This is a genomic window from Gordonia otitidis (assembly GCF_020735545.1).
Classification (GTDB): Bacteria; Actinomycetota; Actinomycetes; order Mycobacteriales; family Mycobacteriaceae; genus Gordonia; species Gordonia otitidis.
Genome location: NZ_CP085974.1, coordinates 2323315 through 2346525 on the forward strand (window position 1 = coordinate 2323315; position 23211 = coordinate 2346525).

The 23211-nt window shown below is 66.7% G+C and carries 17 protein-coding genes; 7 read left to right on the top strand and 10 right to left on the bottom strand.

Annotated features, from left to right (window positions below; genetic code table 11):
- Positions 1 to 21 precede the first annotated feature (21 nt).
- The 5 genes from LK459_RS10570 to LK459_RS10590 all read right to left on the bottom strand — a co-directional run bounded on the left by LK459_RS10570 (position 22) and on the right by LK459_RS10590 (position 7491).
- Positions 22 to 1980: an ABC transporter ATP-binding protein gene (locus LK459_RS10570; RefSeq protein ID WP_227923250.1), complete on the bottom strand. Its 1959-nt coding sequence runs from the start codon at positions 1978 to 1980 to the stop codon at positions 22 to 24.
- Positions 1977 to 3710 (bottom strand): ABC transporter ATP-binding protein, encoded by a 1734-nt coding sequence (locus tag LK459_RS10575; RefSeq protein ID WP_007241065.1) that lies wholly within the window; start codon positions 3708 to 3710, stop codon positions 1977 to 1979. The genes LK459_RS10570 and LK459_RS10575 overlap by 4 nt, the downstream gene beginning before the upstream one ends.
- Positions 3711 to 3799: 89 nt before the next feature.
- Positions 3800 to 4600 (bottom strand): family 1 encapsulin nanocompartment shell protein, encoded by an 801-nt coding sequence (locus LK459_RS10580; RefSeq protein ID WP_007241064.1) that lies wholly within the window; start codon positions 4598 to 4600, stop codon positions 3800 to 3802.
- Positions 4601 to 4660: 60 nt separating this feature from the next.
- Positions 4661 to 5737, bottom strand: a complete 1077-nt coding sequence (locus LK459_RS10585) for a Dyp-type peroxidase (RefSeq protein WP_227923252.1) — start codon at positions 5735 to 5737, stop codon at positions 4661 to 4663.
- Positions 5738 to 5829: 92 nt separating this feature from the next.
- Entirely contained in the window at positions 5830 to 7491 is a 1662-nt protein-coding gene (locus LK459_RS10590) for an FAD-binding dehydrogenase (protein WP_007241062.1), read from the bottom strand.
- Positions 7492 to 7804: 313 nt separating this feature from the next.
- Here LK459_RS10590 and LK459_RS10595 point away from each other — a divergent pair, with 313 nt between their 5' ends.
- Complete coding sequence (locus tag LK459_RS10595; protein ID WP_227923254.1) at positions 7805 to 8764, top strand: alpha/beta hydrolase; 960 nt, start codon at positions 7805 to 7807, stop codon at positions 8762 to 8764.
- A 158-nt stretch (positions 8765 to 8922) separates the two neighbouring features.
- On the opposite strand, the gene LK459_RS10600 is transcribed toward LK459_RS10595, so the two are convergent.
- The 4 genes from LK459_RS10600 to LK459_RS10615 all read right to left on the bottom strand — a co-directional run bounded on the left by LK459_RS10600 (position 8923) and on the right by LK459_RS10615 (position 13835).
- Positions 8923 to 10512 carry a DUF3068 domain-containing protein gene (locus tag LK459_RS10600; RefSeq protein ID WP_227923256.1) on the bottom strand — a complete coding sequence of 530 codons (1590 nt, stop codon included), beginning with the start codon at positions 10510 to 10512 and terminating at the stop codon, positions 8923 to 8925.
- Positions 10513 to 10603: 91 nt separating this feature from the next.
- The gene (locus tag LK459_RS10605) at positions 10604 to 11974 is read right to left on the bottom strand and encodes an ABC1 kinase family protein (protein WP_227923683.1); all 1371 of its coding nucleotides are present in this window, start codon (positions 11972 to 11974) and stop codon (positions 10604 to 10606) included.
- 127 nt (positions 11975 to 12101) lie between these two features.
- On the bottom strand, positions 12102 to 12500 hold the full coding sequence (locus LK459_RS10610) for an ArsR/SmtB family transcription factor (RefSeq protein ID WP_227923258.1): 399 nt from the start codon (positions 12498 to 12500) through the stop codon (positions 12102 to 12104).
- Positions 12501 to 12509: 9 nt separating this feature from the next.
- Complete coding sequence (locus LK459_RS10615) at positions 12510 to 13835, bottom strand: MFS transporter (protein WP_407648769.1); 1326 nt, start codon at positions 13833 to 13835, stop codon at positions 12510 to 12512.
- A gap of 43 nt (positions 13836 to 13878) precedes the next feature.
- Here LK459_RS10615 and LK459_RS10620 point away from each other — a divergent pair, with 43 nt between their 5' ends.
- From LK459_RS10620 to LK459_RS10645, 6 genes are all read left to right on the top strand, one after another.
- Positions 13879 to 15957, top strand: coding sequence for a heavy metal translocating P-type ATPase (locus LK459_RS10620; RefSeq protein WP_407648770.1), 2079 nt, complete (start codon positions 13879 to 13881; stop codon positions 15955 to 15957).
- 114 nt (positions 15958 to 16071) lie between these two features.
- Positions 16072 to 17748: an L-aspartate oxidase gene (gene nadB / locus LK459_RS10625; RefSeq protein ID WP_227923262.1), complete on the top strand. Its 1677-nt coding sequence runs from the start codon at positions 16072 to 16074 to the stop codon at positions 17746 to 17748.
- Positions 17749 to 17881: 133 nt separating this feature from the next.
- The gene (locus LK459_RS10630; RefSeq protein ID WP_227923687.1) at positions 17882 to 18703 is read left to right on the top strand and encodes a hypothetical protein; all 822 of its coding nucleotides are present in this window, start codon (positions 17882 to 17884) and stop codon (positions 18701 to 18703) included.
- 112 nt (positions 18704 to 18815) lie between these two features.
- On the top strand, positions 18816 to 19163 hold the full coding sequence (locus LK459_RS10635; protein WP_407648771.1) for a metal-sensitive transcriptional regulator: 348 nt from the start codon (positions 18816 to 18818) through the stop codon (positions 19161 to 19163).
- Positions 19164 to 19225: 62 nt separating this feature from the next.
- Positions 19226 to 19429 (top strand): heavy-metal-associated domain-containing protein, encoded by a 204-nt coding sequence (locus LK459_RS10640; protein ID WP_227923264.1) that lies wholly within the window; start codon positions 19226 to 19228, stop codon positions 19427 to 19429.
- A gap of 1 nt (position 19430) precedes the next feature.
- Positions 19431 to 21692, top strand: coding sequence for a heavy metal translocating P-type ATPase (locus LK459_RS10645; RefSeq protein ID WP_227923265.1), 2262 nt, complete (start codon positions 19431 to 19433; stop codon positions 21690 to 21692).
- 25 nt (positions 21693 to 21717) lie between these two features.
- Here the strand turns inward: LK459_RS10645 and LK459_RS10650 are convergent, their stop codons facing one another.
- A complete protein-coding gene (locus LK459_RS10650; protein ID WP_227923267.1) occupies positions 21718 to 23190 on the bottom strand; it encodes an FAD-binding protein in 1473 nt (490 codons plus the stop codon).
- Positions 23191 to 23211: the final 21 nt, after the last annotated feature.

Sequence of the window (23211 nt, forward strand, 5' to 3'; positions counted from 1 at the left end):
TGCCAATCGAGCCCCGAGCGCTCACGCCTCAGAGTCGACGGCCCCGGCGAACTGGCTGCGGTAGAGCCGACAGTAGGCGCCCTGCGCCGCGAGCAGTTCGTCGTGGTTGCCCTGCTCGACGATGTGCCCGTCCTCCATCACGACGATGACGTCGGCGTCGCGGATCGTCGACAGCCGGTGGGCGATCACAAAACTCGTGCGGTCGGTGCGCAGCGCAGCCATCGCCTTCTGGATGAGCAGCTCGGTGCGGGTGTCGACGGAGCTGGTCGCCTCGTCGAGGATCAGGATGGTGGGACGCGCGAGGAATGCGCGTGCGATCGTGATGAGTTGTCGCTCACCGGCACTCACGCCACCGCCCTCGTCGTCGAGCATCGTCTCGTAGCCGTCGGGCAGGATGCGGACGAAGTGGTCGACGTGGCTCAGTCGCGCGGCCTCGAGGACCTCCTCGCGCGAGGCCGTGGGGTCGCCGTAGGCGATGTTGTCGTAGATCGTCCCGCCGAACAGCCACGAGTCCTGCAGCACCATGCCGGTTCGCTCACGCAGGTCGTCTCGCGTCATCTTGCGCGACTCGACACCGTCGACAGTGATGGTGCCGGAGTCGACGTCGTAGAAACGCATGATCAGGTTGACCAGTGTGGTCTTACCCGCACCGGTTGGTCCGACGATGGCGACCATGTGGCCAGGACGTGCGACGAGTGAGAGGTTCTCGATCAGCGGTTTGTCCTCGACGTAGCGGAACGAGACGTCGTCGAATTCGATGAGTCCGTTGTCGTGCTCGGGCGTCTCGGGATGTGCGGGGTCGGGGGTCTGCTCGTCGGCATCGAGTATGTCGAAGATGCGCTCGGCCGACGCAACGCCGCTCTGCAGCAGATTGACCATCGAGCCGATCTGCGTGAGCGGCTGTGTGAACTGTCGCGAGTACTGGATGAACGCCTGCACCTCGCCGAGGCTCAGCGCGCCGGAGGCGACCCGCAGCCCGCCGACCACGGCGACCGCCACGTAGTTGAGGTTGCCGAGGAACATGATGGTCGGCATCACCGTGCTCGAGATGAACTGTGCGCGCCAACTCGACTGGTAGAGCTTCTCGTTGCGCTCGTCGAACTCGGCCTCGACGTCGGCCTGGCGGTTGAATGCCGTCACCAGCTCGTGTCCGGTGAAGGCCTCTTCGACCTGGGCGTTGAGCTTCCCGGTCGACGACCACTGCGCGAGGAAGTGCGGTTTGGAACGGCGGGCGATCAGAGCGGTCGCACCAGCGGCGAGCGGCACGGTGATGAGCGCGATCAGCGCCAGGAGCGGCGAGATCCACAGCATCATCACGAGGATCGCGATCACCATCAGGATCGAGTTCAGCAGCTGAGAGATGGTCTGCTGCAACGTCTGCGACAGATTGTCGAGGTCGTTGGTGACGCGACTGAGCAGATCGCCACGGGCCGTCGTGTCGTAGTAGCTCAGCGGCAGGCGGTGGATCTTGGCCTCGACCTCGCCGCGCAGATGTCGGACGGTGCCGACGACCACCTTGTTCAGCAGGTACGCACCGAGCCACGAGAGCACCGCCGAGCCGACGTAGAGCGCCAGCACGATCAGCAGTACCCGCCCGACGTCGCCGAAATCGATGCCGACGCCCGGCGTCACATCCATCGAGTTCACCATGTCGGCGAAGGTGCCCTGACCGCGCTCACGCAGCCCCTCGACGGCTTGTGCCTTGGTCATCCCGGCGGGCAGCATCCTGCCGACGACGCCGTCGAAGATGATGTTGGTGGCGTCGCCGAGCACGCGCGGCGCGAGGGCGGTGAGAATGACCGAGCCGACGATCGACGCCACGACGACGCTCATGAAGGTGCGGTAGGAGAACAGCAACCCGATGAGCCGCTTGATCGACGGGCCGAACGAACGGGCCTTCGCGACCACGGGCCCGGCAGCCATCGGGCCGCGACCGGGGCCGGGCGATGCCGGAGCCGGCGCCCCGCCGCCGCGGGTCATGCGTTCTCTCCGATGGCGAGCTGCGACTCCGCGATCTCGCGGTACGTCTCGCAGGTCGCGAGGAGTTCGTCGTGCCTGCCGATCCCGACGATCCGCCCCCGATCGAGGACGACGATCTGCTCGGCGTCGACGATCGTCGTGATGCGCTGCGCAACGATGATGACCGCGGCATCGGATGTCGCGGGTCTCAGCGCTGCGCGCAGGCGCGCGTCGGTCGCGACGTCGAGAGCCGAGAACGCATCGTCGAAGAGGTAGACCGACGGCTTGCGGACCAGCGCGCGAGCGATTGCCAGGCGTTGTCTCTGACCACCGGAGACCGTCGTGCCACCCTGCGATATCGGGGTGTCGAGACCGTCGGGCATGCGTTCGACGAAGTCGGCTGCCTGCGCGATACGCAGCGCATCCCAGATCTCGTCGTCGGTCGCGTCGGGTTTGCCGTTGCGGATGTTAGACGCGACGGTGCCCGAGAACAGGTACGGCCGCTGCGGGACGAGTCCGATCGCGTCGCGCAGTGCTGCGGGGTCGAGGCGTCGAACGTCGGTGTCGCCGACGCGGACCTCGCCCGCGGTCACGTCGATGAGGCGCGGTACCAGCCCGACCAGCGTGGTCTTACCGGAACCGGTCGACCCGACGATGGCTGTCGTCGTGCCCGGCTCGACACGGAAGCTGATGTCGCACAGCACCGGATCGTCGGCTCCGGGATAGCGGAACTGAGCGTCGCGGAACTCGACGCTCGACGGGTCGGAGGCGAACGGCATCGGGTCGTCGGGTGCGCCGACGGACGTTTCGGTGTCGAGTACCTCGCAGATCCGCTCGGCGCACACGGTCGCGCGGGGCGCCATCATCGCGATGAACGACGCCATCATCACCGACATCAGGATCTGCATGACATAGGTGATCATGGCCGTCAGCGCGCCGATCTCGATGCTGCCGTCGGAGACGAGATGACCGCCGAACCAGATGATCGCGACAATCGTGACGTTCGTGATCAGCATGACGGTCGGGAACATCAGCGCCTGCATGCGGCCGACCCGCAGGGTCGCCTCCGCCAGTCGGTCGTTCGCGCCGGAGAAACGGTCGATCTCGTAGCGCTCACGGACAAAGGCGCGCACCACTCGGATGCCGGTGATCTGTTCGCGCAGAACCCGATTGACTGCGTCGATGCGCTCCTGCATGGCGCGGAAGCCGGGGATCATCTTCGCGATCAGAAAACCCATCGCCACTGCGAGCACCGGCACGGCGACGACGAGCACCCACGACAACTGTGCGCCCACCTTGATGCCCATGATGATGCCGCCGACGCACATGATCGGGGCCATGATGAGGATCGTGGTGCTCATGACGATCAGCAACTGGACCTGCTGGACGTCGTTGGTGGTGCGCGTGATCAGCGACGGCGCGCCGAAGGTGCCCATCTCTTTCGCGGAGTAGGTGTTGATCCGGTGCAGCAGATCGTGCCGGATGTCGCGGCCGGTCGCCAGGGCGGCGCGTGCGCCGAAGTACTGTGCGCAGATCGTGCATATGACCTGCGCGATCGTGATCGCGAGCATCACCCCGCCGATACGCAGGATGTATGCGGTGTCGCCCTTGGCCACGCCGTTGTCGATGATGTCGGCGTTGAGCGTGGGCAGGTACAACATGGCGACCGTCGCGACGAGCTGCAGTATCACGACGGCGAGCATGTGCCAGGGATACCGCGAGAGGTATGTCCTGATCAGACGGATCAGCATGTGGCGCTCACTCACACGACGCTAGCAAGCCGTGCCGACACCGTGCGAGGCGTTTTCGGGCCGACCCGCCAGACGGTGGGCGCAACCCGTCAGACGGTCGTCAGGGCGATGGCCGCCTCACCGGTGTAGGTGAGGTAGGTGAAGGACTCCTGGAAGTAGAGGTTCACCACGTCGGCGTCGTGTGAGTCGTAGCCGATTGAGACGTCCTGTCCGATGGTCAGTTCGAAATCGCCGCCGCGCGTGGACAACACGAACGCTCCGGAGATCGCGGGCGCCCAGACGATCTCGCCGTCGATGAGTCGCTGGATGTGCTGGCGGACCGGGTAACCGTGATTCGACGTCTCGTTGACGAGGTTGTAGACCTCGGCGGAGAGCGCTATCGAGTACGGGCCGTCGATCGACGCCAGCTTCAGCGTGGACAGTGCCTGGCTGAACGCCTCGGGGTAGTCGCGCACGTCTTCGGGAAGCGGAATGGGCGTGGCCGTCGTCTCTGCTCGGATACCGGTGATACCCGCGGCGGAGTAGCCCTCGAAGATCGCGCGGTCCTCGGCGAGGGCGAGCTGGCGGGCGGCGTCGACAACCGGATCCCAATCGGAATCCTCGGCGCCACGATCGACGTCGTCGATGGCCTCACGCGTGACCGTGAACGGCACCTTCAGCTCGATGAGTGGCTGCACGCTGCGCTTGTACGCCTGGATGCCGTCTGCCGGTGAGTCGATCTTGGTGCGGTGGCCGCGCGTGACCGACGACGCCTCGAGCCCGAGTGGACCCTTGACGTCGACGAGTCGACGGCCCGCGATGTTGCGCTTGAACGAGCGTGCGGCTTCCTCCTCGATGGCCTCCCAGGCCGACGCGGAGATGGGGGCGAGTTCGCGATGCAGATTGTTCATGGTGCGTCTCCTGGTGTCGTCGGGGGTGTGGGGCCGGGTGTGTGGGAATCAGGGGGATCGTCAGCGGAGCGAGCCGATACCGAGTGATCCGTCGCCCGGGTCGGTCGGCTCGGGGGGCGGCACCGGCGACGCGGCGTCGAGTGTGACCGGTGCCGGTGTCGGGGTGTCATGCGGCGCGTCGTCCTCGGAATCCGCATGCGACGTCGCAGGCGCGTCGGGAAGGTCGTCGAAGAAGTCGACGGTCGGGGTGAAGAACTGCGCACCGGTCACGGCGGTGGTGAAGTCGAGAAGCCTGTCGTAGTTGCCCGGCGGGTCGCCGATGAACATCTTGCGCAGCATCTCCTCGGTCACGTCGGGTGCCGACGAGTATGCGATGTAGAACGTCCCGGAGTCGCCGAGACCCGACGCCTCGCCGTAGGGCATGTTGTCGCGGACGACGTCGATCTGCTCACCGTTGACGTCGTTGACCACGTTCAGTGCGATGTGCGAATTGATGGGTTTCACGTCGTCGGACATCTCGATGTTGTCGAGCTTGGTCCGTCCGATCGCGGCCTCCTGGTCTTCGACCGAGATGGAGTCCCATTCCTTCAGATCGGTGACGTAACGCTGGATGGCGACGTAGCTACCGCCCGCGTACGCGGGGTCCTCGTCGCCGACGGTGATCGCGTCGATAGCGGCCTGGCCCACGGGATTCTCGGTGCCGTCGACGAAGCCGATGAGATCGCGCAGGTCGAAGTATCGGAAGCCGTGGACCTCGTCGACGACGGTCACGGCGTCGCCGAGTTCGTTCATGAGCATGCGGCCGAGTTCATAGCAGAGGTCCATCGCGTCGGCCTTGATGTGCAGCAGCAGATCGCCGGGAGTGGCCGGCGCGGTGTGGACGTCGCCCGCGTACTCGACGAAGGGCCGCAGGGACTTGGGACGATTACCCGCGAACAGGCGGTCCCATGCGTCCGAGCCGATGGACACGATGCCCGCGAGCGCTTGTTCCGGCGCGCGCGAGGACACCGAGTTGATGCGCGAGCCGAGGACGTCGAACATGTCCCGGACAGCGTCTTCTCCACCTGCGTTGATCGTCAGGACGAGGAACAACGCATGCTTGGTCTTGCGTGTCAGAATCGTCTGCGGCACCGGCACGGTTTCACTCTAGTGCAGTGGAGGAACCGTCTAGGGCAAAGTGTGTCCTCACCTGGCGCCTGCCGGTACAGGTTCTCGACGACGCGCTCGGGTCACCCTCGCGCGACGGCCCGCCCGGCAACCCTGCCGGAGAAGATGCAGCCGCCGAGGAACGTACCCTCGAGCGCGTTGTACCCGTGTACGCCGCCGCCACCGAAGCCCGCCACCTCGCCCGCTGCGTAGAGGCCGTCGAAAACCGAACCGTCGGGACGCATCACAGCCGAATCGAGGTTGGTTTCCAAGCCGCCCAATGTCTTCCGGGTCAGGATGTTCAGGCGTACGCCGATCAGCGGTCCGTGGGCGGGATCGAGGAGCTTGTGAGGCTTGGCGACCCGGACGATCTTGTCGCCGAGGAACTGCCGCGCGTTGGTGATGGCCATCAACTGCGCGTCCTTGGAGAACTTGTTGTCGATCTCGTTGTCGCGGGCCGAGACGATCCGTTCGGTCTGCTGCAGGTCGAGCTTCGGGCCGCGGCTGATCTCGTTCATGCCCGCGACGAGATCGGCGAGGTTGTCGGCTACGACGAAGTCGCTGCCGTTGCGGAGGAACGCCTCGACAGGGCCGGGCGCGCCCTTCGCGAAGCGACTCTTCGCCGCGAACTTGAGGTCTTTGTCGGTGATGTCGGGATTCTGCTCGGAACCCGACAGTGCGAACTCCTTCTCGACGATCGACTGCGTGAGGATGAACCACGAGTAGTCGTAGCCGGTCGCGAGGATCTCGCGCATCGTCGAATTGGTGTCGAAACCCGGAAAGTTCGGCGGTGCCAGGCGGTTGCCGTTGGCGTCGAGCCACAACGACGACGGGCCCGGGATGATGCGGATGGCGTGGTCGGGCCAGATCGGATCCCAGTTGTGGATGCCCTCGGTGTAGTGCCACATGCGGTCGCGGTTGACCAGGCTGGCGCCCGCATCCTCGGCGATGCCGAGCATGCGGCCGTCGACGTAGGCCGGCACTCCCGAGATCATCGTCTTCGGCGCGGGTCCGAGACGCTCCGTCGGCCAGTTCTTGCGGATCAGTTCGTGGTTGTGGCCGATTCCGCCGGTCGTCACGATGACCGCACCCCCGCGGATCTCGAACTCGCCGACCACGTCGCGGTTCGACGCTTCGCCACGCCCGACCGCCGTCGGCGCCAGCTTCGCTCCCCGCACACCGACGGCCGTGCCGTCCTCGACGACGATCTCGTCGACGCGGTGCCGGAACCGGAACTCGACGAGTCCGCGTCGCTCGGCGTCGAGCACAGGCTCGGCGAAGACCCGGACCACTTCGGGGCCGGTGCCCCAGGTCAGGTGGAAACGCGGCACGGAGTTTCCGTGGCCGTCGGCGAAGCCGCCGCCGCGTTCGGCCCATCCGACGACCGGGGTGATGCGTAGACCGAGGTCGTGGAGGTACTGCCGCTTCTCCGTCGCGGCGAAGTCGACGTAGGCGCGTGCCCACTGCCGCGGCCAGTAGTCCTCGTCGTCGCGGTCGAAGCCCGCAGAACCCATCCAGTCCTGCAGTGCGAGCTCTGCGGAGTCGTGGATGCCGAGTCGACGCTGCTCTGGGGTGTCGACGAGGAAGAGTCCGCCGAGCGACCAGAACGCCTGGCCGCCGAGATTGTTGCGGTTCTCCTGATCGACGACGATCACCCGACGGCCCGCCTTGGTGAGCTCGTAGGTGGCGACGAGCCCGGCAAGCCCGGACCCGACGACTATGGCGTCGGCGTGTTGCTGCGACAACTGGCATCCTCCTGCGCGAATCGACTTCGACAGTAGCGCTCGTGCTTCGGCGTGGGAATGACAACGGCATGGCCGGCTCCTGTGACCGACTTGACGCCGCCCCGATATCGACCACGCCGAGCGCGGTAGGCGATGATCGTCAGGATGTTGTCTCAAGTCGTGGTCGAGAGTGAATCCTGCTTTTGCCGGTGTGTTATCGAGCCGTTACACTCTGTCGCGTTGGGGACCAACTCAGTCGGCGTCGCCGCTGACCCCATTTCCTGCCCGTATGAACGAGGCCCGTCCGGGTCAAGATCGTAAGGACTCTTCACATATGTTGACTCGTGCGCGCAAGCGCCTCGTTGCCGCTGTGGGCGCCATGGCGGCGCTCGGCGGCCTGACCATGGCTGTCGCTCCTGAAGCCCATGCAGCCGGCCAGACCGAATACGTGTACTCCGCGTCGATGCACAAGAACATCCCGGTGCGCATCGTCGACGGAGGCGGCGGTGGCCCCAAGCCCACGCTGTACCTGCTCGACGGTCTGCGTGCCCCGAACAACACCAGCGGCTGGCTGCAGAACAACACCGGCGCCGACCGTTTCATGATCGGCAAGGGCACCAACCTGGTGATCCCCTTCGGTGGCGGCGGCAGCTTCTACACCGACTGGGAGCGAACAGATCCCAAACTCGGCGTGAACAAGTGGGAAACCTTCCTCACCCGCGAACTGCCCGCGTACATGAAGAGCAAGCACAACTCCGACAATCGCCGCAACGGCATCGCCGGACTGTCGATGTCGGGAACCTCGGCGCTCAACCTCGCGTCGCGCCATCCGGGCTTCTACAAGGCTGTCGCTTCCTACAGCGGCTACCCGACCGTCACGTTCCCCGGCTTCACGCAGGGCATCCAGGCGTCGGTCGCGACGATGGGCGGCGACCCCAACAACATGTGGGGCTTCTACCCGGCCGGTGAGTGGTTCCAGAACGATCCGTTCCTGAGCGCGAACAACCTCGCCAACCACCATGTGTACCTTTCCGCCGGCAGTGGCCTCGGCAGCAAGTTCGACAGCTCGGTGAACCCGACCAGCGGAAACTTCAACCCGGTCAAGTTCTCGCAGATGGTTCCGCTCGAGGTTGCCGCATCGGTCAGCACGCAGCTCTACATCCCGCGCGTCGCCGTGGTCCCGGGCGTCAAGCTCACCACCCACATCACCCCCGACGGTGACCACTGGTGGGACTACTGGCAGGAGAACTTCCGCCAGTCGTGGGACACCACCTTCCGCCCCGCGTTCTTCTGAGCGCTCGGGCCGGAGACGGTCCACAACTGAACAGCTGAACACGACGAGGGCCGGCGATCTACGCAGATCGCCGGCCCTCGTCGTGCTGGGGTGGTGGTCTGGAGGACGCGGCGTCCAGCGCCGGGGCCCGAGACCGACCGCTCAGCAACGGCGGGTGATCACTCGCCTGTGTCGTCGTGCGTACCGCGGCGGCGGAAAGCGCGGGCCTCGTCGAGCGCAGAGCGCGCGGAGCCGTCAGATGCGGAGCCGTCGGATGTGGTGTCGTCGTCGACTGCGGGCACCTGGCGGGTCGGTTGATCGTCGCCGTCCGGGGTGTCGGAGGCGGCAGGGCCCTCGACACGCGGAATGCGTTGGGTGGGGCGGTCCCACATGTAGGCGTCGTTGTCGTGCTCGGCGTCGTATGCGGCCGCCGTGGGCACCTCGTCGATTGTCGTCGTCTCGGCGTCGTCGCCCTCGACCGCGGCATGGCGATTACGACCCGCGACGCCTGCTCCCACCGCGGTACCGGCGAGCGCCGTCGTGGTCGCGGTGTCCGGGTCACTTCCGGATTCGTGCTCGGCGAGGTACCGCGGATCGCTGTCGTAGAGGTCAGGATCGTCCTGTGGCTTGTCGGTCTTGCGCGTGCGCCACACGATCAGAGCCCACGCCACCAGGAGCAGCGCGCCCACGACACCGAGGATGATGGGCAGCCAGAAGCCGCCCATCTTGAGCAGATTCATGTAGTGCTGGGCACGATCGGCCTGTGCGGTGACCGTGCTGTCGGACCACTGGAAGGTGCCCTTGAGAGCATCCAGTCTGAAATCCCGCACGGGGGCAGGTGTTCCGTCGCTCTGGTCGGGGGACTTGAAGTACTGGTGCTGATCCTCCCGGCCGTTGACGATCGTTCCGGTCTCGGGTTCGACGAAGACGTGCCGGGTCGCCGACGCGTAGCGATGCATCGTGATCTTGTCGTCGGCCTTGACCCCACGGCCCGAGATGCCCCACCACTTGGCGGGCATCGTCAGCATCGTGCCCAGTGCCGCTTCGCCCTGTGCGTTCGGCAGCGACGACAGATCGGTCTCGGGAACCTCCGAGACGAATTCGTAGGTCTTGACCCCATTGAAGGTCTTCTCGCCGACGTACTTGGCCGGCTCGTCCTGGCGGGTGTTGAGGTCGTAGTAGAGGTAGTCGCGCTTCTTGACGTTGAAGCCGAACTTGTACTGGAAGCCCTTCCGATCGGGCAGCTGCACCGACACGTCCTTCACGTTGACACCCTCGGGAGCTGCTTCGAGCTGCAGCGAGCTCACGGTCCCGTTGGGCACCGACGTCTTCCGGTTGACCGAGACGCGGTCGATGGTTGCGGTGAGCAGTCCGTCGTCGCATTTGAGGTCGCCGTCCGAGCGCGGGGCAGGCGGCTGTGTCTCCTTGCCGTCTGCGTCGCGGAACCGATCGATCTGCACGGTCTGCGCCGACTGCACCGTCGCCTGCCGCCTGTCCGATGGGTTGACGATCACGCTGCGTCGCTGCTGCGTCAGGTGTGCGTCGAGCGTGCGTGCCTTGTCCTGAGAGACAGAGCAGCGGTCGAAGATCACCGCGGGGAAGCGTTCACCCGCAGAGCCGTCGGCGGGCACCGTTGTCGCATCCGACGTGATGTCGAGGTCCAACGGGACGACGCGCAACTGGGGCACGAGGAACGCCGGGATGGCGATGGCCGCGGTGATGCAGGCAACACCGAGGAATGCCAGCAACGCCAGCCAAACTCGTCTCATTCTCGACTCCTGGTCGGTTCGGGCCCGGCGCATGGTCAAAGTCGAGCGGGCCGCAGTCAACGCTCTCACCCTAATGGGCGGTGCGTGGGTATCAGCTCATGCCGGCACGATCGGCACGCCGATCCCGTTCGGTTTCCTTCATGATCCCGGCCATGTAGCCGTAGATCTCCCGGTCCGACATCGCCTTCCAGCGGGGTGCCAGCAATTTCATGTACTTCTCGACGTAGAGCAGCTGTTTGCCGACGAGCACCAGTTCGCGGGGGAGTCGGGCGTCGTGGGCACGTGCGACCGCCGCGAGTTGGCGTCCGAGATCGGTGTAGCTCATGTCGCCGAGATCGGTGCTCGACAGCGGGGTCGTCACCTTCTGGATGTCGGCGCCGCCCTGTGCGGATGAACCCGGTTTGCGTACCGCCCCGAGCAGGAAGATGGCACGGCCGGCGGATTCGTAGTCGTTACGGACGATCAAGTCGACGACGAGTTGGCGCAGAATGCGCCGGGTGCGCGGTGTGAAGCGACCGACGATGCCGAAATCGAGCAGGACCAGGCGGCCCTGAGCGTCGACGAGCACGTTGCCCGCATGCAGGTCGCCGTGGAACAGCCCGCCGTGGAACGCCGACTCGAGCAGCGACAACAGCAGGGTGCGGCACAGCGCTACGCCGTCGTGACCTGCGGCGCGCACGGCCGCGGCGTCGTCGATCCGTGTGGCGTAGATGCGCTCCATCGTCATGACGCGTGCGGTGGTGAGGTCGTCGTGGACCCGCGGCACTCGCACGCGATCACCGAACGGTCCCGGCCGTAGACACTCGTACCACTCGCGCATGGCGGCGGCCTCGTTGCGGAAATCGAGTTCTGCATCGAGTCCGTCGGCGAAATCCTCGACGACGTGCCGGGCCGACAACATCCGTCCGTACTCCGAGATCTCGGCGAGCCCCGCGAGCCGTTCGAGGATCGCGACGTCGGGCGCGAGTCGTTCGGCGATCCCCGGACGTTGGATCTTGACGACGACCTCCTCCCCGTCGTGCAGCGTCGCAGTGTGAACCTGCGCGATGGAGGCCGATGCGATCGGCGTCGGGTCGAACTCTGCGAACACGTCTTCTGGCGGACTACCGATCTCGTCGACGAAGACCCGTCGGATCGCGGCCGGATCGGCAGGCGGGACACGGTCGAGCAGCGATTCGAACTCGGCGGCCAGCGTCTCGGTGAATACGCCGGGACTCGACGCGATGAGCTGCCCGAGCTTCACGTACGTGGGTCCGAGATGCTCGAACGTCGCACGCACCTCGGCTGCCGCACGTTTGCCGCTCGGGGCACGCAGATGCGCAGCGTCGACTGCGGTGTGCAGGAGGAATCTTCCGACGCCCAGCGTCGCGTGGGCCGTGGTCGTGCCGAGACGCGCGATCTCGGCAATGGACGATGCCGGGCGCAGACGCGCGCGGCGGCCGTCGTCGACCGTGCTGTCCATCGTCGGCCTGTTCGTCATCGCTGCGGCCTGTTCGTCGTCGTTGCAAGCTGTCGCATCGCGCCCAGTGTAGGAGGTCGGCCGTCGAATCAGGCAAAGCGTGCGTCCGCCGGTGAGCAGGCGGGCCGGCTCAGCCGTGCGTCGGCTCGCCGGACATCTGATGGTCGGCGTGATTGAGCGCCTCCGCGATGACCCTGCCGACGTGGCCGTCACGCAGCCGGTAGATGATTCGACGTCCCTCGCGTCTCGTGTCGACGAGACCGGTGAAGCGCAGTTTCGCGAGGTGCTGACTGACCGCGGTCCGCGACGCTCCGACAGCGTCGGTGAGCGCTCCGACGTCGAGCTCCTCCTCGCGCAACAACCACAGGATGTGCAGCCTGGTCGGGTCCGAGAGCATCGTGAACAGGGCCGTCGCTGTGCCGAGAAGTGCAGGGTCGGGGCTGACGCGGTGCTCGAGGCTCGGGACGGATGCCGTGACGGCCGACGATCGCTTGCCGCCGGTGCGCTCGTGCTCGGCTGCCTGTTTCATCCGCTGTGGTCACCGTTCGTTCGCTGTGGCGGTCGCTCGGTTCATCGTAAGGGAGAGAGCCGGGCGTATTCGCCTGATCACGGGCGCGCTGCGCCAACTGAGCGTCGCGCCGAGCAGTCCGACGAGTGCGAGCACGGCCAGCCCGGCGGTGCATGCGGCCCGGCCATCCGTCGACGCGGCGAGACCTGCCAGCGGATAGGTGACGAGAAACGCGGCGTGGGACAGCGAGAACTGCGCGGTGAACACATCGTCGCGGTCGGCGTCGGTGGTGTCATCGCGCAGGAGACGCGCGGTGCCGGTCGAGATGGTCGACGTCGCGGCGCCGAGCGCCGACCACAGGGCGAGCAACGGAATGAGCAGTAACGGGACCGACGATGACGCCGCCAACCATGCCGCGACGACGGCGACGCCGAACACGCAGGTCGACGCGCCGATCACCATCGGTACGAACGTTCCGAATCGACGGAAGACCGCCGGTCCCACGACCGCCGCGACGATCGATCCCGCGCCGAATGCGCCGAGCGCCACGGCGACCCAGGATGCCGAGCGTCCGAGGTCGCCACGCACGATCACGACCGTGCCGACCATGACGAGCGCAGTCGCCGCGGCAACCGCCACGTTGATCCACAGGACTCCGCGCAACGGTCGGTGTATCAGCATGATTCGTGCACCCGACGAGGTCCGGCGGACGAAGGTGTCGCGGCTGCGCGTACCTGTGTTGTCGACGCCGCGAAGCCGACGCGAGCCGCAGGACACCACGAGCAGCGCCGACGCCGCGAAGCCCACCGCGGTGCCGACGAACAGCGTCGAATACGAGACGACGGTCAGTAGTGCGGCGGCAATCAGCGGCGAGCCGATGGATTCGAGGTCGTAGGCGACGCGCGACGCGGCCACGGCCGACGAGTAGTCGTCCCGGTCGTCGACCACGCGTGCGATGGTCGACGAAAATGTCGGCGTGAACGTCGCCGACGCGGTCTGCAGAGCGAACACGAGGAGATAGACCTGCCACACGTGACCGACCCAGGGCAGACAGCAGGCCATGGCGAATCGCACGAGATCGGCGCCGACGAGTACGCGGGCCGCGGGTAGTCCTGCGACCAGCGTGCGCATCACCGGGGCCATGACTACGTACGCGACCATCTTCACCGCGAGCGCCGTGCCGAGTACGCGTCCGGCGTCGGAGCCTGCGAGATCGTAGGCGAGCAGACCCAACGCGACCGTGAGCAGGCCGGTGCCGAGAAGCGACGCCACCTGCGCACCGAACAGCCGACGGAACGTCGGATAGGTGAGTGCACGCACGGAAGTATCGTAAGTCACATGTGCGCATCTGCGCACGTGTGTGTTGGTCTTTATACCCTAGGGGGGTATAAAGAGACGCATGGACCACAAAGCTATGGATCACGGGAGTGCGGATCACGCAGCCATGGACCACGGATTCATGGACCACGGCAGCATGGGCCACGGAAGCATGGACCACGGCGGACACGGGCACATGGATCACGTGGCCATGTTCCGTCGCCTCTTCTGGATCATGTGTGTGATCGCGATCCCGGTGGTGCTGGCGTCGCCCATGTTCGGGTCCATCGTGGGCTACACCGTCCCCGACAACTGGGTGCGCTGGATCTCGCCGGTGCTCGGCACGGTGATGTACGTGTGGGGTGGACGTCCGTTCCTGACCGGAGCGGTCAGCGAATTGCGTTCGCGCGCACCGGGAATGATGACACTCATCGCGCTCGCGATCACCGTCGCGTTCGTGTCGTCGTGGGGCGCCTCTGTGCATCTGCTGCCCCACGACCTCGAATTCTGGTGGGAGCTGGCACTTCTCATCGTGATCATGCTTCTCGGGCATTGGATCGAGATGAAATCCATCGCGCAGACGACGTCGGCGCTCGATTCGCTCGCCTCGCTCATGCCCGACGAGGCCGAGCGCGTCGTCGACGAGGACGGTGGTGAGCGTATCGAATCGGTGACGCCTTCCGACCTCGCCAGGGGTGACGTGGTGATCGTCCGTCCAGGTGGTCGGGTCCCCGCTGACGGCGTGATCGTCGACGGCACGGCAGAACTCGACGAATCGATGATCACCGGAGAATCGGATCTGGTCAGTCACACCGTCGGCGACAAGGTCGTCGCGGGAACCGTCACCGCCGACTCCGCGATCAGGGTGCGCGTCAGCGCTGTCGGCGACGACACGACACTTGCGGGTATTCAACGCCTGGTTGCCGAGGCACAGAACTCGACCTCGCGTGCCCAGCGGCTCGCCGATCGTGCTGCGGGATGGCTCTTCTGGTTCGCGCTCGGTGCCGCGGTGCTCACCGCCGTCATCTGGACGGCCATCGGACGACCCGAGGACGCGGTCGTCCGCACGATCACCGTCCTGGTGATCGCATGTCCGCACGCGCTGGGTCTGGCGATTCCGCTCGTCGTGTCCATCGCGACCGAGCGTGCGGCCAAGATGGGTGTGTTGGTGACCAACAGACTCGCACTGGAGAAGCTCCGTCAGGTCGACGTGGTCTGCTTCGACAAGACCGGCACGCTCACGCGGGGACGCCCCGAGGTGACCGACGTCGTCGTGCGGGAGGGTTCGACGCAGAACGACGTCCTCCGACTTGCGGCCTCGGCCGAGATGCCCAGTGAGCACCCGCTCGCCAGAGCCATCGTTCGCGCCGCCCGCGACCGTGACCTCGACGTCGCGTCGCCGACGGACTTCACCACGCACGCGGCGACGGGTGTCACAGCCCGGGTCGACGGGCACTCGGTGTCGGTCGGCGGTCCACGGCTCGTGGAGAATGTCGCCGTTCCCGAGCGTCTCGCATCGGCAGCGAACGACCTACGCGGGAACACCGTCCTGTACGTGATCTCCGACGACGAGGTCGTCGGCATGATCGCACTCGCCGACGAGCCGCGTCCGGAGTCCGCGCAAGCGGTCGCCGACCTGCGGGACCGTGGCATCGAATCGGTCATGATCACCGGCGATGCACCCGACGTCGCCGAGCGTGTGGCCAAGGCCGTCGGCATCACCGAGGTGCATGCGCAGGTGCGCCCCGAGGACAAGGAGCGGATCGTCTCCGACCTGCAGCAGAAGGGCCACGTCGTCGCCTTCGTCGGTGACGGTGTCAACGACGCGCCCGCCCTTGCGCGTGCCGATGTCGGTATCGCGATCGGTGCGGGCACGGACGTCGCGATCGGCTCGGCGGGAGTGGTGCTCGCGGGCGACGATCCGAGGACCGTCGTGTCGGCCATCGAGTTGTCGCGCAAGGCCTACCGCAAGATGACACAGAACCTCTGGTGGGCTGCCGGGTACAACCTGATCTCGGTCCCGTTGGCGGCGGGGATCCTGGCGCCGATCGGCTTCGTGCTGCCGATGGCTGTCGGAGCGCTGTTGATGTCGTTGTCGACGATCATCGTCGCGCTCAACGCCCAACTGCTGCGTCGCGCCGATCTCCACGAACCGCGCTGATCCGCTCCGACACAGCAGACGCCGCGCACTGGTCAGAGTCAGAGAAGTCGGCGTACTCTCCGAGGAGAGGTTTTCGACTGAGGGTCGAAAACAGTGCTCGGGTGAGGAAAGGGCATGCGTATGGGGCTCGATCAGGTTGACGCCGACCTCGTGGTGGTCGGCGCGGGCGTCGCTGGACTGACCGCGGCGCTCTCCGCTGTCGAGCAGGGACTGCGCGTCCTGGTCTGCAGCAAAGGGATCGTCCGTGAACCCGGTTCAGTGGGCGGTCCGGAACCGAGTACGTCGACGTACTACGCCCAGGGCGGCGTCGCGGTCGTGGCGCCCGACAGCGCCGACGACACCGTCGACCTCCACGTGCGCGACACCCTGGCCGCCGGAGCGGGGCTCAGCGACCCTGACATCACCCGGGAGATCGTGGCTGACGGATGGTCGGCGGTCTCGCGGCTGCTCGGCTGGGGCGCCCGGTTCGACCGGGACGCGACCGGGCGATTGATCCGCACACGCGAGGGCGGTCACAGCGTGCGACGGATCATCCGCGCGGGTGGGGACGCGACGGGTGCGCAGATACAACAGACGCTTTCCACGGCAGTCGGCGCTGCGAGCCGACACGGCCATCTGCGCGTCGTGGACGACTGCACGGTCACCCGGGTGTTGACGGCCGATGGACGAGCGGTCGGTGTCGCCTATCGGTCAGCGGACGGATTGGGGGTCGCCCACGCCCCGACGGTGCTGCTGGCGACAGGCGGCAGCGGCCACCTGTACGCCGCCACGACCAACCCCTCCGGCGCCACAGCCGACGGCCTGGCCCTGGCGCTGCGCGCGGGTGCGGAAGTCGCCGACCTCGAGTTCGTCCAGTTCCATCCGACGATGCTGTACACGCCGGGAGCACGAGGTCGGCGAACGCTGATCACGGAGGCGATACGCGGAGAAGGCGGATGTCTCGTCGACGTCGACGGGCGGTCGGTGACCGCTGACGTCCATCCGCTCGGCGATCTCGCGCCGCGCGACGTCGTCGCCAACGCGGTGACCGCGGCCATCGACCGTACCGGCCATCCGTGTGTCTACCTCGACGTCGCGGCGATCGACCACTTCGACACCCGGTTCCCCACCGTCACCGCGGGGCTGCACGCCGCCGGTCTCGATCCCGCTGACGGTCGCATTCCGGTCGTGCCGGGCGCGCACTATCAGTGTGGTGGCGTCGTCACGGATGCCGACGGGCGGACCACCGTGCCGGGCTTGCTCGCCGCGGGAGAGGTCGCGCGTACCGGACTGCACGGCGGCAACAGGCTCGCATCCAACTCGCTGCTCGAGGGCCTGGTGATGGGCGTGCGTGCCGCGCGGGTCGCGCACTCGCAGAGGACTCACGTCGTCGACGACGCGCTCGCCGTCGGCTCCGTGGCCGACGCGAACGACCAGGTCGCGCAGGCGTTGGACCGAACGACCCTCCAGGACGCGATGTCGCGATTCGTGGGATTGCGCCGAAACTCTGCCGGCCTCGCACACGTCGCCGCCATGCTCGATGCTGCCGCTCCGCGTGTCCTCGCCACGCGAGCAGATGTCGAGGATGCCGCATTGACACTCACCGCACGGTTCGTCGTCGCGGCAGCCGCCGCGCGACGTCGGTCGCGTGGATGCCACGTCCGCACCGACGAGTCGGCGACTATCGACCCGGCGACCATCGGCTCGGGGTATCGCAGCTTCGACGAGGACACGACCCGACGCTTCCGGATGGAGCGCAACGAGATCTGCGCGGCGGGGGTAGAAGTGCCAGTACTCACTTCCGTAGACTGACGCCCGGGGAGTGGGATGATCGACGCACCGGTCGCCGAGGCGGCAGCCGATCGGGCTGTGACGAGCCGTGACATCGCGGGTAGCGTCGTCGTCATATGACAGCGTGCTCGTATCGGGCCGATGGGAGGACCGTATGGACGGCCAGGGTTGCTGGTCAACGGTTGTGTGCTCCGCGGAGGAACGTCGCGCACTCGGCTTGAGTGGGTCGTCGGAGTGGTTGTTGCAGTGCAGGCTGGCGGCAGGCCACGCGGGGAATCACGCCACGGATGCAAGTACTCGACCGCGCAGCGACAGGCGTCTCTGGCTCGAATGGAATGACTTCGACGACCGCGCGCAATCGCTGATCGAACGCAATCCGTGCCCGGTGCCGTCTCCCGAGGGCGCACGCTGTGTCTTCTTCAACGGGCACGGCGGACCACACTTCTATGCGCGGACAAACGGGCACGTCCCCGCGGTGAGCAACGGCGCCAGACGTCCAGCGGCCTCCGGCCGGATGCCCGTGCAGGGCAACACACCGCCGCCCCCGCAGGCCCGTCGCCCCGAACGGAGTGGTCCCTCGACAGGCGATCTGCCGGTCGCGGCAGCCAACGCGGGATCGCACCGACTCGACGAGCCTCGCGGGCAGTCGGTTCGGGAGGCCCCGCCTGCGCAGCATTCCCTCGCGTCCCAGCCGACACCGTCGCATGCGTACCGGGGTGGTCGTCGGTCGACCAATGCCGAACCGCCGGCCACGCCGATGCCCGTCGTCAACAGGCACCAGGCCGTCGACACCGAGAGCGCACAGGTCGTCGGTCAACCACCGGTACCGCCGTCGCCGCCACGTGCCGACCCATTGTCAGGTCCGGTGAGCGCACCTCCTGTGAACCCCCGCACCGATGAGGTGAGCGAAGCCCTGCGCGACGTCGCGGCGGCGTTGGCAAAACTCGCGGACGCGCTCGAGCGCCCGCGTTCCTGATCACGCACGACTGTTCGTCGTCGGCACAACATGCCGTGTCCCATACCCTAGGGGGGTACCGTTTCCGGACTCCTCCTGGTATACCGGTAAGGGGTATATGAGGAGAGTGACCATGGGGACCGACGCGACTGTCGAGCACGAGCCGAGTGGGGCCGGGCGCACCGACATCGAGCATGCCGAGCACGGCTACATCACACGCAAGGACGACTATCTCAAGCGGTTGCGCCGTATCGAGGGTCAAGCGCGTGGGCTGCAACGCATGGTCGACGACGAGGAGTACTGCATCGACATCCTCACTCAGTTGTCGGCGATGACCAAGGCGCTGCAGGCCGTCGGACTCGGTTTGCTCGAAGACCACATGAACCACTGCGTGGTGCACGCCGCGCAGGAGAGTGACGCCGCTGGTCAGGCAAAGGTCGACGAGGCGATGGCCGCGATCGCGCGGCTCGTCAAGTCCTGACACGCCGCCGACTCACCGCCGCATTCGGCCCTGAGGCCGCCCAACAGAAAGGTTGACAGCACATGAGCACGAGCACCTACACCGTCACAGGCATGACCTGCGGCCACTGCGTCGCGTCGGTACGCGAGGAGATCGGCGAGATCCCGGGCGTGAACACTGTCGACGTGACCCTCGAGACCGGCGTCGTCGAGATCGGAAGCGATCGCGAACTCGGTCGCGACGAGGTCTCCGAGGCCGTGTCCGAAGCCGGTTACGAGCTGGTCTGAGATGTCCACGACGTTCACGACGCACGGTGAGGGGTCGACCGCCGTCGTCGACCTCGACATCACCGGCATGACGTGTGCGTCGTGTGCGAACCGGATCGAGCGCAAACTCAACAAGATCGACGGCGTGCAGGCGTCGGTGAACTTTGCGACCGAGCGGGCGACCGTTGGCGGCACGGCAGATGTCGACACGCTCGTCGCAGCAGTCCGCGACGCCGGATACTCGGCCACTCCGGTGCGCCCGAGAGACCCCGTCGAATCCACTGATCCGGGGTCGGCGGCCGACGCCGTCGCGACTCCGGCAACACTCGAGCTCCGAGGTCTACGTCAGCGTCTCGTCATCTCGGCATTGCTGTCGATCCCGGTCATCATCCTGGCGATGGTGCCCGCCGCCCAGTTCACCAACTGGCAGTGGTTGTCGCTGACACTCGCTGCGCCGGTGATCATCTGGGGCGGTTATCCATTCCATCTCGCCGCGTGGCGCAATCTGCGTCACGGCGCGCTGACCATGGACACGCTGGTGTCGATCGGAACGCTCGCCGCGTTCGGATGGTCACTGTATGCGCTGTTCTTCGGCATGGCCGGGATGCCGGGAATGACACACGGATTCGATCTGCTTCCCGCTCGTGGTGCCGGGGCGTCGTATATCTATCTGGAGGCCGCAGCCGGGGTCACGACCTTCATCCTGGCCGGACGATACGCGGAGAAGCGCGCGAAAATCCGTGCCGGAGATGCACTTCGGGCGCTGATGGATCTCGGCGCGAAGGACGTGGTGATCCGACGGGCCGGCAGCGAAGTGAGGGTCCCGATCGGCGAGCTCGGCGTCGGTGACGTGTTCGTCGTCCGACCGGGTGAGAAGATAGCCACCGACGGGGTGGTCGTCGACGGCGCCTCTGCGGTCGACATGTCCATGCTCACAGGCGAATCCGTGCCCATCGAGGTGACGGTCGACGACGATGTCGTGGGTGCGACGATCAACACCAGCGGTCGCCTCGTGGTGCGTGCGACGCATGTCGGCGCCGATACGGCACTCGCACAGATGGCGCGTCTGGTCGAGGCGGCGCAGGCTGGTAAGGCCCGTGTGCAGCGACTCGCCGACAGGATCTCGGGGGTGTTCGTCCCCGTCGTGATGCTGATCGCCGTTGCCGCGCTGATCTTCTGGTGGGTCGACGGCTCCGTGCTCACCGCGTTCACCGCAGCGGTGTCGGTCCTCATCATCGCCTGCCCGTGCGCGCTCGGGCTCGCGACCCCAACCGCGCTCATGGTCGGCACCGGACGCGGCGCACAGCTCGGAATCCTTTTGTCCGGACCGGAGGTGCTGGAGAAGACGCGACGTGTCGACACCGTCGTGTTGGACAAGACCGGCACGGTCACCACCGGTGAGATGCGCGTCGACGTCGTGTACGCCGCCTCCGGTGTGACGCGTGACGACGTCCTGACCCTGGCCGCCGCCGTCGAGACGGGCTCGGAACATCCGATCGGGCGGGCGATCGTCATTGCCGCACATGATCTCACCGTTCCCGAGGCGGACGAGTTCGACGCCGATCACGGTGTCGGAGTATCCGGAAACGTCGGGTCGAGCAGGATCGTCGTCAGTGGACCGGCCCGACTCGACGTCGAGCTCGACCCGGGTCTGCGCGTCGCCGTCGACGAGGCTCAGGCCGCTGGTGCGACTCCCGTCGTCGTGCTCCGCGACGGCGAACCGATCGGCGTGATCGTGGTGTCAGACACTGTGAAACCCGCTGCTGCCGAAGCGGTCTCGCGCATGAAGAGGGCTGGATTGCGCCCGATTCTGCTGACCGGCGACAACGCGGGTGCCGCGCGGCACGTCGCCGACGCCGTCGGTATCGACACGGTGATCTCGGACGTGCGGCCGCAGGACAAGGTCGCCGAGGTGGTGCGGTTGCAGCAGGCGGGCGCGACCGTGGCCATGGTCGGCGACGGAATCAACGACGCACCGGCACTCGCGCAGGCCGACCTCGGCATCGCCATGGGCACCGGCACCGACGTCGCAATCGCTGCGAGCGACGTGACCATCGTCGACGGCGACGTCAACAAGGTGCTCGACGCGATCGAGTTGTCGCGCGCGACCTTACGGACGATCAAGCAGAACCTGTTCTGGGCGTTCGGCTACAACGTCGCCGCGATTCCGCTCGCGGCAGCGGCGCTGCTCAACCCGATGATCGCGGGAGCTGCCATGGCGTTCTCGTCGGTGTTCGTGGTGCTGAACAGCCTGCGACTGCGCCGGTTCTCACCGCGGCGGTAGATCGCGAGGTCGTGCCGCAGGGGCTCTACTCCGCGGCAGCGCGGCGAGCCGCATGGCGTCCCGCGCGCCGCCCGAAATACGACCCCTCGCCGAGCTGTGTGCCGCTCGAGTAGCCCTTGCTGTCCTGGGCGATGTTCGCGGCACATGCGCCCGCCGCGTACAGCCCGGCGATCGCCGAGCCGGAGGCGTCGAGCACCTCACCGTCGACCGATGTCGCCATTCCGCCGAGCGTGAATCCCGCGTACATCGCCTTGCCGAGGCTCATGTCGAAGGCCGCCCACGGGCCTTTGTCCTGCGGCGCAAGGTATTCGGGGGCTTTGTGGAAGTCGGGATCCTCGCCGCGGGCTGCGTTCTCGTTGTAGCGGTCGAGACTCGCCTGCAATCGGCCCGCCGGTATGCCCAGTGCCTCCTCGGCCTCCGCAATCGTCTCGTATCCGTCGACGAACGGCACGAGTGGCATGCGCGGTCGCTTCATGTGCGCTTCGTCGACGATGAGGTATGCGGTCGAATCCGGTTGATCGAGAACGAAACTCGACGTCCGGGAGTGGTAGGAGTCCTCCGCGACGAACCGGTCGCCGTTGTTGTTCACCGCGATCCCGGTCAGCAGGATGGCGGGCGGATACACGGGTGCGGTGCAGAACGCCTGGTCCATGTGCTTGAGCGCTGCGCCGACGGAGACGCCCATCCGGAGTCCGAGACCGTCGTCGTAGGTGTTGCCGAGAACGTAGGGTTTCTCGGTGAGCCACGGAACGTTCTCGGCGACCATCTCGGAGTTCATCACGAATCCGCCGGCAGCGATGACCACGCTCGATGCGCTGATGACGCCGTCTCCGTTGCCCGGGCTGCGCCAGGCGACTCCGGCGACGGCACCGTCCTCGTCGACGACGAGTCGTCGTGCTCCGGTTTCGTAGCGGACCTCGACGCCCAGGTCGGCGAGACGTTTGACGAGTAGTTCGACGATCATCGCAGCTCCGCCCGTGTCGCCGGGGACGGGAACCTTGTGGCCGCGGGGCGCGGGCGTGGCGATCGTGTTGAACGGCCACACCTTCTCGTTGCCGGTGTACATCAGGCCCTGCGTCTCGGGTTGGACGACGGCCTTCTCCGGGTAGTAGCTGCGCTCGAACTGGAACCCGAGCGCTTCGAGCCAGTCGAAGTGCTCGACGCTGTCGACGCAATAGGCGTGGATCTTGTCGGGCTCGGGGTCGCTGGAGACCGCGGTGATGTAGCGCTCCATCTCCTCGGCCGAATCCTCGTGTCCCGTCGCCTTCTGGACCGCGGTTCCGCCACCGAGATAGAAGTGTCCACCCGCCAGCGCAGTCGTGCCGCCGGCCGCTGCGGCGCGCTCGAGCACCAGAACGCGCGCCCCGTTCGTCGCCGCCTCGACCGCTGCGCAACCGCCCGCGATGCCCAATCCGATCACGACGACGTCGACCTCGTCGCTGAACTCCGTCACCGAGCGCAGCGCGAGGGGATCGGGAATCTGTGTGCCGTCAGTCATGCGGACAAGAGTAGACGACAA

Coding starts and splice junctions, on each gene's coding strand:
- LK459_RS10570 (WP_227923250.1), bottom strand. CDS start 1,980: ATGACCCGCGGCGGCGGGGCGCCGGCTCCGGCATCGCCCGGCCCCGGT.
- LK459_RS10575 (WP_007241065.1), bottom strand. CDS start 3,710: ATGCTGATCCGTCTGATCAGGACATACCTCTCGCGGTATCCCTGGCAC.
- LK459_RS10580 (WP_007241064.1), bottom strand. CDS start 4,600: ATGAACAATCTGCATCGCGAACTCGCCCCCATCTCCGCGTCGGCCTGG.
- LK459_RS10595 (WP_227923254.1), top strand. CDS start 7,805: ATGTTGACTCGTGCGCGCAAGCGCCTCGTTGCCGCTGTGGGCGCCATG.
- LK459_RS10600 (WP_227923256.1), bottom strand. CDS start 10,512: ATGAGACGAGTTTGGCTGGCGTTGCTGGCATTCCTCGGTGTTGCCTGC.
- LK459_RS10605 (WP_227923683.1), bottom strand. CDS start 11,974: ATGGACAGCACGGTCGACGACGGCCGCCGCGCGCGTCTGCGCCCGGCA.
- LK459_RS10610 (WP_227923258.1), bottom strand. CDS start 12,500: ATGAAACAGGCAGCCGAGCACGAGCGCACCGGCGGCAAGCGATCGTCG.
- LK459_RS10620 (WP_407648770.1), top strand. CDS start 13,879: ATGGACCACAAAGCTATGGATCACGGGAGTGCGGATCACGCAGCCATG.
- nadB (WP_227923262.1), top strand. CDS start 16,072: ATGCGTATGGGGCTCGATCAGGTTGACGCCGACCTCGTGGTGGTCGGC.
- LK459_RS10630 (WP_227923687.1), top strand. CDS start 17,882: ATGGACGGCCAGGGTTGCTGGTCAACGGTTGTGTGCTCCGCGGAGGAA.
- LK459_RS10635 (WP_407648771.1), top strand. CDS start 18,816: ATGGGGACCGACGCGACTGTCGAGCACGAGCCGAGTGGGGCCGGGCGC.
- LK459_RS10640 (WP_227923264.1), top strand. CDS start 19,226: ATGAGCACGAGCACCTACACCGTCACAGGCATGACCTGCGGCCACTGC.
- LK459_RS10645 (WP_227923265.1), top strand. CDS start 19,431: ATGTCCACGACGTTCACGACGCACGGTGAGGGGTCGACCGCCGTCGTC.
- LK459_RS10650 (WP_227923267.1), bottom strand. CDS start 23,190: ATGACTGACGGCACACAGATTCCCGATCCCCTCGCGCTGCGCTCGGTG.